The following is a 13802-nucleotide window of genomic DNA, read 5'->3' as shown; positions in this document are numbered from 1 at the left end:
CTAAGTAATATGCATGCCATGCATATTGAATCGATGGACCTGAACCTGCTGCGGCTGTTCGACGCGGTGTACCGCGCGCGCAGCGTGAGCCGCGCAGCCGAAGCGCTGGGCCTCACGCAGCCGGCCGCGAGCCACGGCCTCGGGCGCCTGCGCCTGCTGCTGAAGGACGCGCTCTTCACGCGGGCGCCGGGCGGCGTGGCGCCGACGCCGCGCGCCGACCGGCTGGCGGCGGCAGTGCAGGCCGCGCTCGGCACCCTCGAGGAAGCGCTCAGCGAACCCGACCGCTTCGAGCCGGCGGCCTCGCGAAAGTTGTTTCGCATCCACATGAGCGACATCGGCGAAGGCCGTTTCCTGCCCGCGCTGATGGCACGCCTGGGCGAACTGGCGCCCGGCGTGCGGCTGGAGACGCTGCCGCTTGCACTGGGCGACATCGCGCCCGCGCTCGACAGCGGCCGCATCGACTTCGCCTTCGGTTTTCTGCCCAAGGTGCGCGACACCCAGCGCAGGCACCTGCTCAAGGACCGCTACATCGTGCTGCTTCGCAAGGGCCATCCGTTCGCGCGCGGGCGGCGCAGCAGCCAGGCGTTGATCGAGGCGCTGCAGACGCTCGAGTACGTGGCGGTGCGCACGCATGCCGAGACGCTGCGCATCCTGCAGCTGCTCAACCTCGAAGAGCGCGTGCGGCTCACCACCGAGCACTTCATGGTGCTGCCGGCGATCGTGCGCGCCACCGATCTGGCCGTGGTGATGCCGCGCAACATCGCGCGCGGCTTTGCGGAGGAGGGCGGCTACGCCATCGTCGAGCCGGCGTTTCCGCTGCGCGACTTCACGGTCTCGCTGCACTGGAGCCGGCGCTTCGAGGCCGATCCGGCGAACCGGTGGCTGCGCGAGGTCATCACGGGGCTGTTCACCGAAGGCAGCTGAGGCGCTCCGATCAGCCGGGCGGTTTCGCGCCGCCGCGCTCGATGTTCGATTCGGTGATGCCGAGCAGCTCCTCCATCGCCCGCCGCGCCTGGGCAGGCTTGCGCGCCCAGATGGCCTCGAGCACTGCGCGGTGCAGCGGCAGGCTCTTGCGCGGCGCGCCGGGCTGGCGCGTCGAGAGCTCGAACGAGATGCGCAGCGCCGCTTCGATGGTGGCGCCGAACGCGACGAGGAACGGGTTGCCCGTGGCGTTCAGGATCGCGCGGTGGAATTCGAGGTCGGGGCCGGCGTAGGCGACGGCATCCATGCCGGCCGCGTCCATGCCGCGGTAGGCGCGCTCGATGGCGGCGATCGCGGCATCGGGTGCCGAAGCCGCCGCAAGCTCGCAGGCCGCGGGCTCGACGATGCGGCGCAGCTGCATCAGGTGCTGCGCCATCTGCACGCGGTCCTGGCCCGACCAGGTCCAGCGCAGCACGTCCTCGTCGAGCATGTTCCATTGGGTGCGCGGCAGCACGCGCGTGCCGGCCTTCTGGCGCGAAGCGACGAGCCCCTTGGCCTTGAGCCGCGTCAGCGCCTCGCGCACCGACGTGCGCGCCACGCCGAGCGCCTCGGCCAGTTCGAGCTCGGTCGGGAGCGCCGAGCCGTCGTCCCATTCGCCCGCGATCACGCGGCGCGCGAGCGCCTCGGTCACGGCCATCGGGCCGCGCTTGGTCGAGGCGGGCGGGGTTACTTCAGGATTTTTCAAGTCGGACATATTTATTGTTGCATCGAGCCTATCTGAGTGAAGAGCGCGAAAAAGCAAGGGTTTTCCAGAAGACATTTTGATTTATATGTCTGTCATATTCGCCAGAACACCCGAACCAGGAGACACCTCGATGAAATCCGTACTGCGACGCGCCGCACTCACCTTCGCAACGGCCGCATTGGCCGCCGTTCCCGCACTGGCGCAGGCCCAGCCCGCGGCGGCCACCTATCCGCAAAAGCCTGTCGTGCTCGTGGTGCCGCAGCCGCCGGGCGGCGCGGCCGACCAGTTCGCGCGCCCCTTCGCTCAGCTGCTGTCCCAGCGGCTGGGTCAGCCGGTGGTGGTCGACAACCGGCCCGGCGCCAACGGCAACATCGCGGCCGCGTACGTTGCGCGCAACCAGCCGGCCGACGGCTACACGGTCTTCTTCGGCTCGGTCAGCACGCTGGCCGTGAACCCGCACCTCTACAAGTCCACCGGCTTCGATCCGCTGAAGGACTTCCAGCCGATCACGCTGACCAACCAGACGCCCAACGTGCTGGTGGTGGGCGCGGGCACCCCGTACAAGACCGTGGCCGACGTGGTCGCTGCCGCGAAGAAGGAACCCGGCGCGCTGAGCTTCGGCTCGGCGGGCAACGGCAACACGATGCACCTCACGGGCCTGCAGTTCGAAGCCGCCACCGGCACCCAGCTGATCCACGTGCCGTACAAGGGCGGCCCGGCCGCGCTCAACGACGTGATGGGCGGGCAGATCCCGATGATGTTCCACAACCTCTCGGCCGTGCTGGCGCAGGAGAAGGGCGGCCGCGTGCGCGTGCTGGCCGTGGCCGACACGCAGCGCTCGAAGCTGCTGCCGAACGTGCCGACCATGGCCGAGGCCGGCGCGCCCGGCGTGGTGCAGCTCGCCTGGAGCGGCATGCTCGTGCGTGCGGGCACGCCCGCGCCGGTGGTCGAGCGGCTGCACAAGGAGATGCTCGATATCCTCAAGGACCCGGCATTCCGCAAGCCGCTCGAGGCGCAGGGCTTCGATATGCTGTCGTCGACGCCGCAGGGCTTCACGGACCGGCTGAAGGCCGACTACGCCAGGATGGGCGAAGTCATCAAGGCCGGCAAGGTGCAGATCGATTGAATGTCTCCCTCCCCACCATCAACATGCCCGCACGCAACACCTTCAAGCACGCCCTCGCGGCGAAGATCCCGCAGATCGGCATCTGGTCGACGCTGCCTGACCCGTACATCTCCGAGCTGCTCGCGGGCGCCGGCTTCGACTGGATGCTGCTCGACGCCGAGCACACGCCCGGCGACCCGACCACGATGCTGCGCCAGCTGCAGGCGGTGCAGGCCGAGCGCGACCGGCCCACCAGCGCCGTGGTGCGCCCGCCGTGGAACGACCCGGTGCTGATCAAGCAATACCTCGACATCGGCGCGCAGACGCTGCTGCTGCCTTTCGTGCAGACGCGCGAGGAGGCCGAGGCGGCCGTGGCCGCCACGCGTTATCCGCCGCACGGCATCCGCGGCATGGGCGGCACGGTGCGCGCCTCGCGCTTCGGCCGCGACACCAAGTACGTGGCCGAGGCCTCGAACGAGATCTGCGTGCTGGTGCAGGTGGAAACCGCCGAGGCGCTCGAGCAGCTCGAAGCGATCGCCAACGTCGACGGCATCGACGGCGTCTTCATCGGCCCCGGCGACCTGTCGGCCAGCATGGGCGTGGCGGGCCAGGTCAACCATCCCACGGTGCGCGCCGCGATCGACAAGGCCGTCGCGCGCATCCTGGCCTGCGGCAAGGCGCCCGGCATCCTCATGAACGACGAGCCGCGCGCGCAGGAACTGCTCGACCTCGGCGCGCTGTTCGTGGCCGTGGCCAACGACCAGCTGCTGCTGCGCAAGACCGCCGACGAGGTGGCCGCGCGCTTCCGCCAGCGTGGTGCGCCGCCTGCACCTTCCGCGCCGCCCGCCCCCGCGACCTACTGAAAAGAAACCCACCCGCATGTCCACCGAGAGCGCCCGCCCCCCGAAGAAGCACAACAAGACCATCGACGAACTGCGCAGCCAGCGTTGGTTCGCGAGCGACGACATCCGCGGCTTCGCGCACCGTCAGCGCATGCAGCAACAGGGCCTCGCGCGCGAGGCGTTCATGGGCCGCCCCGTGATCGGCATCATCAACACCTGGAGCGATCTCTCGCCCTGCCATGCGCATTTTCGCGAGCGCGCCGAGGCCGTGAAGCGCGGCGTGCTGCAGGCCGGGGGCTATCCGCTCGAACTGCCGGCGCTGAGCCTCGGCGAGGTGATGGTCAAGCCCACCACCATGATCTACCGCAACCTGCTGGCGATCGAATGCGAGGAGCTGCTGCGCAGCCTGCCGATCGACGGCGCCGTGCTCATGGGCGGCTGCGACAAGACCACGCCCGCGCTCATCATGGGCGCGCTGTCGATGGACATCCCGGCCATCTACATGCCCGCCGGCCCGATGCTCAACGACCGCTACAAGGGCCAGGCCGTGGGCGCGGGCACGCACACCAAGAAGTTCTGGGCCGAGCGCACCATCGGCAACGTGGGCGAGGCCGAGTGGATCCAGCTCGAATCGCACATGACGCGCACGCCCGGCACCTGCAACACCATGGGCACGGCCAGCACCATGACGGCCATCGCCGAGGCCATGGGCTTTTCGCTGCCGGGTGCGATGAGCATTCCGGCGGTCGATTCGGCGCACAGCCGCATGGCGTGGCGCACGGGCGAGCGCATCGTCTCCATGGTGTGGGAAGACTGGAAGCCCTCGCGCTTCGTCACCAAGGCCTCGTTCCTGAACGCCGTGGCCGCCTACATGGCGCTCGGCGGCTCGACCAATGCCGCGGTGCACCTGCCGGCCATGGCGGGGCGCGCGGGGCTCGCGCTCACCATCGACGAGCTCGACGCGATCGCGCGGCGCGTGCCGGTCATCGCCAACCTGTATCCCTCGGGCGAGAAGCTGATGGAAGACTTCCACTACGCGGGTGGCCTGCCGGCAGTGCTGAACAAGATCGCAGCGCACCTCGACCTGTCGGCGCGCACCGTCACCGGCCGCACGCTCGGCGAGGACATCGCGGGCCGCGTGGGCGAGGACGACGGCACCATCCTCGACCCGGCCACGCCCCTCAAGCAGGGCACGCCCGAATGCCCGGAAGCGGGTATTGCACTGGCCGTGCTGCGCGGCAACCTGTGCCCCGACGGCGCGGTCATCAAGCCCTCGGCCGCCACACCTGAACTGCTGCGCCACACCGGGCGCGCGCTGGTGTTCGACTCGAATGCAGAGATGCTCGCGGCCATGGCCGACGAGAACCTCGACTGCGACGCCTCGACCGTGCTGGTGCTGCGCAACGGCGGCCCGGTGGGCGGCCCCGGCATGCCCGAGTGGGGCAACCTGCCGATCCCGAAGAAGCTGCTGCGCGAGGGCGTGCGCGACATGCTGCGCATTTCCGATTCGCGCATGAGCGGCACGCACTACGGCACCTGCGTGCTGCACGTGTCGCCCGAATCGGCCGTCGGCGGGCCGCTGGCGCTGCTGAAGACCGGCGACACGGTGCAGCTCGACATCGGTGCGCGCAGCCTCGACATGCTCGTGAGCGACGAAGAACTGGCCGCACGCCGCGCCGCCTGGCAGCCACCGGCGCCGGCCTATGCGCGCGGCTACACGAAGATCTTCCAGCACGAGGTGACGCAGGCGCACCTCGGTTGTGATTTCGCGAGCCTGGCAGGCAACGCTGCGACGCCAGAGCCGCAAATTTACTGACGCCCCCCGAAGCGCCTTCGGCGCCTCCCCCCACTGGGGGGCGCACCCAGCGGCCCGGCCAAGCCGGTTCCGCGGGTGCCCACGGCTGAGCCTGTGGTTACCTGAAGGGCTTCAGGCGTAGGAAGAACAGAGTTCGCCTTCGGCCTTCATCGCGTCGAAAGCGCTGTAGTCGGCCTGCCAGGCATTGCCTTCGCGCAGCGTGAGCGCTTCGAGGTCGGCCAGCGTGGCCGCGCCGTCCTTCTTCAGTTGTTCGGCGCACTTGTCCAGGTCCGGAAAGTTCTGCAGCGCCTGCCACCACACCGCACGCCCGGCCAAAAAGCCGTGCGCGCCAGCGGCGTAGGCGTATTCCATCACGCGCAAAAACTGCTGCGAGGTCACGCCGGCCGAGAGCATCACCCACGGAATGTTCGCTCCCTTGCAGATCGCGCCCATCTGGTCGAACCAGCCTTGCGCAGCGGTGTGCGCGGCGCCGCCGTCGCGCGCGGGCAGCGTGGCGCCGGGCAGCGGGCTTTCGAGCTTGAACAGATCGACGCCGTACTCGGGCTTGGCGAACTCGCGCACGCTCTCGATGACGAGCTCGGGCATCTTCTCGGGCGACTCAATGTAGTCCACCGTGTGGCGCTCGCTCTTGGGAAACGGATAGACCAGAAGCTCGAGCACGAGCGGGATGTCCCACTGGCGGCACTCTTCACCGATCTTGCGCACGTAGTCCTTCTGGTGCGCGAGCACGTCGGGCTCGGCATCGGGGCGGTACCAGGCCAGCACTTTTACGCCGTCGCCGCCGGCGCGCTTGATCTTCTCGACGCTCCAGTCGTCGATGGAGTGCGACAGGCGGCCGCCGGGCGTGTCGCGGAAGCGATGGTCCTCGAGCGTCACCACGAGGCCGGTGTGCGCGGGCAGCTTCTGCAGCGCGGCGGGAAAGGCGTAGTTGGGGTCGAACAGCATCGCGCTGGCATGCGTGCCGAGCGTGTCGACGAGCGTGCGCTTGACGGCGACCATGTCTGCAAAGCTGACGTCGGCGGGCGCAATGCCGCGCTTGGCGCCGATCAGCTGCGCGATGGGCGGGCGCTGGTCGAGAGCGACCATGGTGAAGTGGCCCTGGGGCGTGGCCATGCGGCGCAGGCCCCAGTTCTTGCCGAGGTGGAGGGGGGGCTTCGTTGTCATGAGAGGGTTCACTCCTGAATGGAATCGACGAGAGACATCGCGGTGGCGAAATCGGGCACCCCGGCGCGTCCGCCGAGTCGTGTGCACTTGAGGGCCGCCACCGCGGCGGAAAACTGGAAGGCGCGGCGCACGGGCCAGCCAGCGCCGATGGCGAACGCGAACGCGCCATGGAACACGTCGCCGGCACCGGTGGTGTCGACGGCCTGCACTTCGAAAGCCGGCAGGGCATGCAGGCCGCCGGCATCGGCCCAGCGCAACCCGTGCTCGCCGAGCGTGACGGCCGCGAGGCGGCAGCCGCGCGAGAGCGCGAAGTTCAGCTGGTCGTCGACGGTGCGCGCATCGGGGGCATAGCCTGCGAGGCCGGGTTCGGAAAAAATGGCGTGGTCGGTGTGCGGCAGCAGCATGTCGAACACGGCGGCTTCGGCGACGTCGCCGTCGAGCACGGTGGGCAGCGCGTGCTGGCGCGCGGCGCCGAAGAGCGCCAGCGCGCCTTCGGGCCAGCGCGGGTCGGCGAGCACGGCGTCCGTGTCGGCCAGCGCGTCGAGCGGCAGCCAGGTCGGATCGGCCGGCAGGTCGGCGCCGCGAAAGTTGACGATCATGCGTTCGCCGCGCGCATCGACGACGATGCCCGAGACCGACGAGCGGCCGCCCGCGAACAGACGGAAGCGCGAGACGTCGACGCCCAAAGCGGTGAGCTGCGCCTTCATTTCATGGCCTGCGCTGTCTTCGCCCGCGCGGCCCCAGAACTGCACGGACGCGCCGAGCTTGGCCGCGGCGGCGGCTGCATTGGCCGCCATGCCGCCGCCGCCTTCTCGCAGGTCGCTGGCGCGCGTCTTGCCGCCGCCGTGGGGCAGCGTGTCGACCTGCCAGGTGACGTCGAGTGCGGAGAGGCCCAGGCAGACGATGCGGGGGGTGGGGCGTTGGCTTGTGTTCATTGCGAAGTCGAGTTTTTGTCCAGGGCGCGTGCACAGGCCACCGGGTACTCCCCTCCGCGAATGTCCCCCGGCCTGCGGCCTCCTCCTTTAATTCGCTGCGGGGAGCACCCGATACCCTGCGCACGCCAAGCGCAGCGCTTGTGCGGGCGGTGCGAGCGCTCTGGTTCCCGAGCACGCCGATGAGGTGCCTTGCGCAGCGAAATAAAGGGGGAGGGCGAAGCCCGGAGGACATTCGCGGAGCAAGGTACCCCGTCGGCGTGATCGCACCCCGAAGAGTGCCCAAAACAAAGACGTCCCATCTCAACCACGCAGCACGGCCCCATCGTTCTTGTCGAACAGATGGCATTTGTCCATGTCGAAGTCCAGTGTGACCGTGTCCTTCGGCCGCACCTGCAGCTCGGGCGCCACGCGCGCCACATGCCGCGTGCCGGCGCGGTCGAAGTACACCAGCGTGTCCGAGCCCAGCGGTTCCACCACGCTCACCTGCACGCGCAGGCCCGGTGCGTCGGGCGGTAGCACTCGCATGTGCTCGGGGCGCACGCCCAGCACCGCCGCGCCGGCCACGCCGCCGCAGCGCGGCGGCATGGCGAACAGCGTGCCGTCGTCCATGCGCACGTTGGTGCCTTCCGCGGTCACGTCGAAGAAGTTCATCGTCGGCGAGCCGATGAAGCCCGCCACGAACTGGTTCGCGGGCGACTTGTAGACCTCTTCGGGCGTGCCGAACTGCTGCACCACGCCGGCCTTCAGCACCACGATCCGGTCGGCCATGGTCATGGCCTCGACCTGGTCGTGCGTGACGAAGATCATCGTCGTCTTGAGCTGCTGCGACAGCGCCTTGATCTCGGTGCGCACCTCGCCGCGCAGCTTGGCGTCGAGGTTCGACAACGGCTCGTCGAACAGGAACACCTTCGGGTTGCGCACCATCGCGCGGCCCATGGCCACGCGCTGGCGCTGGCCGCCCGACAGCGCCTTGGGCTTGCGGTCGAGGTAGGGCTCGATGCGCAGCATGCCGGCGGCGCGGTCGACGCGGCGCGCGATCTCGTCCTTGGGCGTGTTGCGCATCTCCAGGCCGAAGCCCATGTTGTCGCGCACCGTCATGTGCGGATAGAGCGCGTAGTCCTGAAACACCATCGCGATGTCGCGCTGCGCCGGCGGCATGTCGTTCACGCGCGTGTCGCCGATGAAGAGATCGCCGCCGTCGATGGGCTCCAGGCCCGCGATGATGCGCAGCAGCGTCGACTTGCCGCAGCCCGAGGGGCCGACGAAGACCACGAACTCCTCGTCGCGGATCTCGAGGTCGAGCGAGGGGATCACGGCCACGTCGCCGAAGCGCTTGACCAGGCCGTTGATTCGAATGGAAGCCATGCGTCTTGATCCTTCAGGCGAACGCAAGCAATGGCTTGACCAGCTCGCCGGCCACGAAGCGGCCGAACATCTCGGGCAGCTGGTCGATGCCGAACTGCGCATCGACCAGCTTGCGGTAGCGCGCCTTCTCGGCGCGCAGCAGCTCGACGTTGAGCGCGAAGTCGCTCTTCGGGAAGTAGAAGGTGCGCACCATGTAGAAGTCCTTGCGACGGATCGCCTTGTTCTCCTGCACCGGCCAGGGCTTGTCGCTCTCGCCGATGAGGATGAGCACGCCGCGCGGCAGCACGATCTCCATGCCCAGGCTGCGCGCGGCATGCGCCCCGCTGCATTCGACGATGAGCTTGAAGCGCTTGCTCGCATCGCCCACGGGGTGCCGCTTGGCGCCGAACGACTCGGCCAGCTGCAGCCGCTCTTCCTTCAGGTCGGACACGTACACGTCGGTGTAGCCGATGTTCTGCAGCGCGATCAGCGCGCCGATGCCGACCGGGCCCGCGCCCGTCACCAGCACCGCGCCGGTGGTCTCGGGCGGCACCAGCGGCTTGACGAAGCGGATGCCGTGCGCGGCCGTGCCGATGGTGTCGAGCAGCAGCGGGGCGAGTTCGTCCTCGATGTCGTCTGGCACCGGCAGCAGGCACTGCTCGGGCACCGTGAGGTACTCGGCATAGCCGCCGGGGCGGTTCCAGCCGACCAGCACCGATTCGTTCAGGCACATCTGCGTGTCGCCCGCGCGGCAGGCGTCGCAGTGGCCGCAGTGCACCGGGATGTAGACCAGGCAGCGCCGGCCGTCGAGCGCATGGCCCGGCTGCTGCACCACGCCGAAGATCTCGTGGCCGGGCGTGAAGCTCGCGCCGTTGAACCACAGCTTGGTGTCGGAGCCGCAGAGCGCGGTGCGGCGCACGCGCAGCAGCACCTCGCCGGGGCCCGCGACGGGCATCGGAACCTCGCCGATGGTGATGTTCTTGTCGCCGTGAAAAGTGGCAGCTTGCATGGGATGTCTCCTAGCCTTTGACCGCACCCATCGCCAGCCCCGACACGAGCCGGCGCTGGACGATGAATGCAAGGATGAGCGGCGGCAGCGCGATCAACGTGGCGGCCGCCATCAGCGCGCCCCAGTTCGAGGCGCCTTCGCCGATGAAATTGAACGACGCCGCGATCAGCGTCTTGGTGTCGCCGTTCGACAGGACGAGCGCGAACAGGAAGTAGTTCCACGAGAAAACGAACGACAGGATCGACGCCACCACCACGCCCGGCATCACGAGCGGCAGCGCGATGCGCCACAGGATGCGCGGCACGCTGCAGCCGTCGACCTGCGCGCTTTCGAGCACGCTGCGCGGAATGTTGTCGAAGAAGGGCAGCAGCACCCAGATCACGATCGGCATGGTGATGGCCGCGTGCGTGAGGATCAGCGCCCAGTAGCTGCCGATCATTCCGGCCTCGCGGAACATCACGTACCACGGCAGCAGGAACAGCGTGCCCGGTGCCATGCGCGCGAGCAGCGTCACGGTGGCGGGCCAGGTGATGCGCGTCCACGAGACCGCGAACGCGGCCGGAATGCCCAGCAGCAGGCCGATGGCGGTCGAGCCCACGGTGATGACCGTGCTGTTCCAGGTGTACTGCAGGAACGGCGTGGTGCCGAAGAGCGTGCGGTAGTTCTCCAGCGTGGGCGAGAAGAACAGCTTGGGCGGGTAGGCCGTGACCTCGGCCGAGGGCTTGAAGGACGCGAGCGCCATCCAGGCAATGGGCAGCAAAATCAAGAGCGCCACGAAGGCGATCTGCAGCAGGTTCAGGCGTTGCACGAGCTTGTCGTTCATGGCTTGCATGCCTCCTTCACCACGCCACACGCTTGCGCGCCTGGGTGAGCACCATCACCGCGCCGAGCACGATGGCCGAGAGCGTGATCATCAGCGCGCTCGCATAGCCGATCTCGAACAGCTCGAAGCCCTTGCGGAAGCCGTAGATGTTGAGCGTGTTCGAGGCATTGCCCGGACCGCCCTGCGTGGTGATGTAGATGATGTCGAAGAAGCGCAGCAGGTCGACGCTGCGCAGGATGGCCGCCGTGACCAGCGTGGGCGCGAGCAGCGGCAGCGTGATGCGCCAGAAGGTCTTCCAGCGCGAGGCGCCGTCGATCTGCGCGGCCTCGTAGACGTTGGGCGGCAGCGACTGCAGGCCGCCCAGCACGATCAGCGCGACATACGGCGTCCATTGCCAGGTGTCGATCATCGCCACCGTGGGGATCACCCACATCGGCGACGCGAGCCAGTCGGAGCGCGGCAGCCCCGCGGAGGTCAGCAGGTAGTTGGCCGCACCGATGGACGGGTCGAGCACCACCAGCCACATCATGCCGACCACCACCGGCGGCAGCACGAAGGGCGAGATCATCAGCGTGCGCACGATGCCCGACAGCTTCTTGGAGCCGTGCAGCAGCAGCGCCACCCAGGTGCCCAGCACCAGCTGCAGCACCAGCGAGAGCACGTAGAGCACCAGCGTGATCCGGAGGCCGTTCCAGAACTCGCCGTCGCCGACCATCTCGACGTAATTCATGCCCCAGTTGAGCTTGGGTTTGCCGCCGAAGCTGAACTCGTGCAGGCTGAACCACACGGTGTAGGCGAACGGAAAGGCGATCATCGCGGTCGTGAAGATCACGGCCGGGAGCGAGAGAAACGCGAGCTGGCCGCGTGTGCCGATCGATTGGCTCATGGGTTCACCCTGCGAGAAAGCCGCCATCGACGGCCAGAACGGTGCCAGTGACGTAGTGCGCGGCGGGCGAGGCGAGGAACACCGCGCTGCCCGCGATGTCGCCGGGCTGCGCCCACTGGCCGAGCGGAATGCGCGAGCGGATGCGCTCGTAGTGCGCCGTGTCCTGCCGGCCGGCCGCGTTGATGGCGGTTTCCACATAGCCCGGCGCGATGGCGTTCACGCGCACCTTCTTCTCGGCCCAGGCCAGCGCGAGCGACTTGGTCAGCATGACCACGCCGCCCTTGCTGGCGCAGTAGGCCGGAATGAAGGGCAGCGCGACGAAGGCGTTCATCGAGGCCACGTTGACGATGCTGCCCCGGCTTTTTTCCAGCAGCGGCAGGCTCGCGTTGCACAGGCGGAAGGTGCCGGTGAGATTGACGTCGAGCACGCGCTGGAAGGTTTCTGTCTCGAACTCCTTGAAGCGCGAGAGGATGCCGGCGCAGTTGACCAGCGTGTCGAGCCCCTCGAGGTCGCCGACGAAGCCGGCGACCTGCGCATCGTCGGTCACGTCGAGCGTGCGCAGCGCGAGCCGGGGCGAGGACGCGCGCAACGGCGCGAGCGAACTGGCCGCGAGCGCGGCCTCGTCGACGCCGGTTGCAATGACCTCGCAGCCCATATCGAGGAACGACCGCGAGATCGCGGCGCCGATGTCGCCGGCGCCACCGACCACCAGCACGCGGTGGCCAGCGGGAAAGTCGAACACCGCCATCAGTCTTTGGCGATGAGGGCGTCGAGCTTCTTGTCCGCGTCGGCGCAGGCCTCGGCGGGCGACTTCTGGCCCAGCAGCAGCTCGGTCACGGCCTGGCCGATGTGGTCGCGCGATGCGGGGTTGGCCACGATCGGATAGCCCACTTCGGAGGTGCCGGTGCGCGCCAGTTCGTTGACCGCCGCGACCCATTCGACACGCACCGGCTGCTCGTCCATCCAGGCCTTGTAGCCGGGCGACTTGGCGACGGCCGAGCGCGGCGGCGCCACGCCGTCGAGCGCGAGCTTGGCCTGCACGGCCGGGCTGGTGGCCCACTGCACGAAGTACCAGGCGGCTTCCTTGTTCTTGCTGTGCGCCGAGACCGACATGGTCCAGCCGATCACCGTGGGGTGCGAGCCGCCGGGGCCGGCGGGCAGCACGGCCACGGCGGTGTCCTTCAGGCGCGCGCCGCCGTCCATCACGTTGCGCAGCTCGTTCGACGACTCGAACGCCATCGCCGCCTTGCCTTCGCGGTAGAGCGAGGAGATCTGATAGAAGCTGTAGTTCACCACGCCGGGCGGGCCGTAGTCCTTGAGCAGCTTGGCGTAGAGGCCCATCGAGGCCTGGCCTTCCTTGCTGCACAGCTGCGACTTGCCGTCCTTCATGTACTGCCCGCCCATGTTGTGCAGGAACACGCTGTAGGTGAAGGGCAGGGCGGGCTTCAGGCCGCGCGAGACGAAGGGCGTGACGCCCGGCTCGCAGGCCTTGAGCTTGGCGGCCACGGCCTCCAGCTCGGGCAGGTTCTTGGGCAGCGATACGCCGCACTTCTGGAACAGGTCCTTGCGGTAGTACAGCACCGGGCCCTCGACGTTCATCGGGATACCGGTGAGCTGCTTCTCGTAGGTGGCGTCCTTGAGCATGCCGGCGCTCAGGTCGGCGAAGTCGTAGTCGGTCGCGCTGGCGGTCTTCACCAGGCCCGACAGGTCGGCGTACCAGCCGGCCTTGGCGAACTGCATGCCCTCGCGCGAGGGCAGCGACATGAACACGTCGATCTCGTCGCTGCGCGAATTCATCACCGTGACCAGGCGCTGGCGCATCTGCTGTTCCTGATACGAGTCGACCTTGAGCTTCATGCCGGTCTGCTGCTCGAAGTCGTCCTTGTGCTTGAGCAGCGCATTCGCGACCGGGTTGTTGTTGGCCAGGAAGGTCACGGTCTTGCCCTGGTGCTTCTTCCAGTCGAAGGCCTGGGCAGCTGCCGTGCCGGCGCAGGCGGCGGCGGCGACGAGCACCGCGATGGCGCGAACGTGCGGGCGAAGGGCGGGGCGGCGGAAGGGGGTGTGCATGTCTTGTGTCTCCTTTGACGTGTTGAAGGCGGGGTCACCGAGGTCGGCGATTCGCTTGTAACCGTTTACAGGATTTTCGGAATCGTGCGCCGCGGTGTCAACCCGAAAAGAACGCTTCAGCAGGGAAAAGGCTAGGGGATTTCCC

The 13802-nt window shown here is 68.5% G+C and carries 13 protein-coding genes; 4 read left to right on the top strand and 9 right to left on the bottom strand.

Going from position 1 to position 13802, the window contains the following annotated elements:
• The first annotated feature begins 18 nt into the window (after positions 1 to 18).
• Complete coding sequence (locus AC3A6G_RS04140) at positions 19 to 924, top strand: LysR family transcriptional regulator (protein WP_487873133.1); 906 nt, start codon at positions 19 to 21, stop codon at positions 922 to 924.
• Between the two features lie 10 nt (positions 925 to 934).
• Here the strand turns inward: AC3A6G_RS04140 and AC3A6G_RS04135 are convergent, their stop codons facing one another.
• Positions 935 to 1675 carry a FadR/GntR family transcriptional regulator gene (locus AC3A6G_RS04135; protein ID WP_487858363.1) on the bottom strand — a complete coding sequence of 247 codons (741 nt, stop codon included), beginning with the start codon at positions 1673 to 1675 and terminating at the stop codon, positions 935 to 937.
• 121 nt (positions 1676 to 1796) lie between these two features.
• Here AC3A6G_RS04135 and AC3A6G_RS04130 point away from each other — a divergent pair, with 121 nt between their 5' ends.
• Genes AC3A6G_RS04130 through araD form a run of 3 tightly spaced genes read left to right on the top strand, consistent with a single transcriptional unit; the run spans position 1797 to position 5429 of the window.
• Positions 1797 to 2792 carry a Bug family tripartite tricarboxylate transporter substrate binding protein gene (locus tag AC3A6G_RS04130; RefSeq protein ID WP_487858362.1) on the top strand — a complete coding sequence of 332 codons (996 nt, stop codon included), beginning with the start codon at positions 1797 to 1799 and terminating at the stop codon, positions 2790 to 2792.
• A 23-nt stretch (positions 2793 to 2815) separates the two neighbouring features.
• Positions 2816 to 3634, top strand: a complete 819-nt coding sequence (locus tag AC3A6G_RS04125) for an HpcH/HpaI aldolase family protein (RefSeq protein WP_487858628.1) — start codon at positions 2816 to 2818, stop codon at positions 3632 to 3634.
• 16 nt (positions 3635 to 3650) lie between these two features.
• Positions 3651 to 5429 (top strand): L-arabinonate dehydratase, encoded by a 1779-nt coding sequence (gene araD / locus AC3A6G_RS04120; protein WP_487858361.1) that lies wholly within the window; start codon positions 3651 to 3653, stop codon positions 5427 to 5429.
• 111 nt (positions 5430 to 5540) lie between these two features.
• On the opposite strand, the gene AC3A6G_RS04115 is transcribed toward araD, so the two are convergent.
• The 8 genes from AC3A6G_RS04115 to AC3A6G_RS04080 all read right to left on the bottom strand — a co-directional run bounded on the left by AC3A6G_RS04115 (position 5541) and on the right by AC3A6G_RS04080 (position 13657).
• A complete protein-coding gene (locus tag AC3A6G_RS04115; RefSeq protein ID WP_487858360.1) occupies positions 5541 to 6593 on the bottom strand; it encodes a tagatose 1,6-diphosphate aldolase in 1053 nt (350 codons plus the stop codon).
• An 8-nt stretch (positions 6594 to 6601) separates the two neighbouring features.
• Positions 6602 to 7528: a PfkB family carbohydrate kinase gene (locus tag AC3A6G_RS04110; RefSeq protein WP_487873132.1), complete on the bottom strand. Its 927-nt coding sequence runs from the start codon at positions 7526 to 7528 to the stop codon at positions 6602 to 6604.
• Between the two features lie 300 nt (positions 7529 to 7828).
• Positions 7829 to 8893, bottom strand: coding sequence for an ABC transporter ATP-binding protein (locus AC3A6G_RS04105; RefSeq protein ID WP_487858358.1), 1065 nt, complete (start codon positions 8891 to 8893; stop codon positions 7829 to 7831).
• Between the two features lie 13 nt (positions 8894 to 8906).
• Positions 8907 to 9881 carry an alcohol dehydrogenase catalytic domain-containing protein gene (locus AC3A6G_RS04100; RefSeq protein ID WP_487873131.1) on the bottom strand — a complete coding sequence of 325 codons (975 nt, stop codon included), beginning with the start codon at positions 9879 to 9881 and terminating at the stop codon, positions 8907 to 8909.
• Between the two features lie 10 nt (positions 9882 to 9891).
• Complete coding sequence (locus AC3A6G_RS04095) at positions 9892 to 10704, bottom strand: carbohydrate ABC transporter permease (RefSeq protein WP_487864119.1); 813 nt, start codon at positions 10702 to 10704, stop codon at positions 9892 to 9894.
• Positions 10705 to 10720: 16 nt separating this feature from the next.
• A complete protein-coding gene (locus AC3A6G_RS04090) occupies positions 10721 to 11590 on the bottom strand; it encodes a carbohydrate ABC transporter permease (RefSeq protein ID WP_487873130.1) in 870 nt (289 codons plus the stop codon).
• Between the two features lie 4 nt (positions 11591 to 11594).
• Positions 11595 to 12338 (bottom strand): SDR family NAD(P)-dependent oxidoreductase, encoded by a 744-nt coding sequence (locus AC3A6G_RS04085; RefSeq protein WP_487873129.1) that lies wholly within the window; start codon positions 12336 to 12338, stop codon positions 11595 to 11597.
• Complete coding sequence (locus tag AC3A6G_RS04080) at positions 12338 to 13657, bottom strand: ABC transporter substrate-binding protein (protein ID WP_487873128.1); 1320 nt, start codon at positions 13655 to 13657, stop codon at positions 12338 to 12340. Before AC3A6G_RS04080 ends, AC3A6G_RS04085 begins: the two co-directional genes overlap by 1 nt.
• Positions 13658 to 13802: the final 145 nt, after the last annotated feature.

Source organism: Variovorax sp. Soil_C_26, assembly GCF_057657075.1.
This window is presented reverse-complemented; position numbering and strand designations above follow the sequence as displayed.

Bases quoted from the DNA above. Each gene is read 5' to 3' on its own strand.
- AC3A6G_RS04140 (WP_487873133.1), top strand. From the start codon at position 19: ATGCATATTGAATCGATGGACCTGAACCTGCTGCGGCTGTTCGACGCG.
- AC3A6G_RS04135 (WP_487858363.1), bottom strand. From the start codon at position 1,675: ATGTCCGACTTGAAAAATCCTGAAGTAACCCCGCCCGCCTCGACCAAG.
- AC3A6G_RS04130 (WP_487858362.1), top strand. From the start codon at position 1,797: ATGAAATCCGTACTGCGACGCGCCGCACTCACCTTCGCAACGGCCGCA.
- AC3A6G_RS04125 (WP_487858628.1), top strand. From the start codon at position 2,816: ATGCCCGCACGCAACACCTTCAAGCACGCCCTCGCGGCGAAGATCCCG.
- araD (WP_487858361.1), top strand. From the start codon at position 3,651: ATGTCCACCGAGAGCGCCCGCCCCCCGAAGAAGCACAACAAGACCATC.
- AC3A6G_RS04115 (WP_487858360.1), bottom strand. From the start codon at position 6,593: ATGACAACGAAGCCCCCCCTCCACCTCGGCAAGAACTGGGGCCTGCGC.
- AC3A6G_RS04110 (WP_487873132.1), bottom strand. From the start codon at position 7,528: ATGAACACAAGCCAACGCCCCACCCCCCGCATCGTCTGCCTGGGCCTC.
- AC3A6G_RS04105 (WP_487858358.1), bottom strand. From the start codon at position 8,893: ATGGCTTCCATTCGAATCAACGGCCTGGTCAAGCGCTTCGGCGACGTG.
- AC3A6G_RS04100 (WP_487873131.1), bottom strand. From the start codon at position 9,881: ATGCAAGCTGCCACTTTTCACGGCGACAAGAACATCACCATCGGCGAG.
- AC3A6G_RS04095 (WP_487864119.1), bottom strand. From the start codon at position 10,704: ATGAACGACAAGCTCGTGCAACGCCTGAACCTGCTGCAGATCGCCTTC.
- AC3A6G_RS04090 (WP_487873130.1), bottom strand. From the start codon at position 11,590: ATGAGCCAATCGATCGGCACACGCGGCCAGCTCGCGTTTCTCTCGCTC.
- AC3A6G_RS04085 (WP_487873129.1), bottom strand. From the start codon at position 12,338: ATGGCGGTGTTCGACTTTCCCGCTGGCCACCGCGTGCTGGTGGTCGGT.
- AC3A6G_RS04080 (WP_487873128.1), bottom strand. From the start codon at position 13,657: ATGCACACCCCCTTCCGCCGCCCCGCCCTTCGCCCGCACGTTCGCGCC.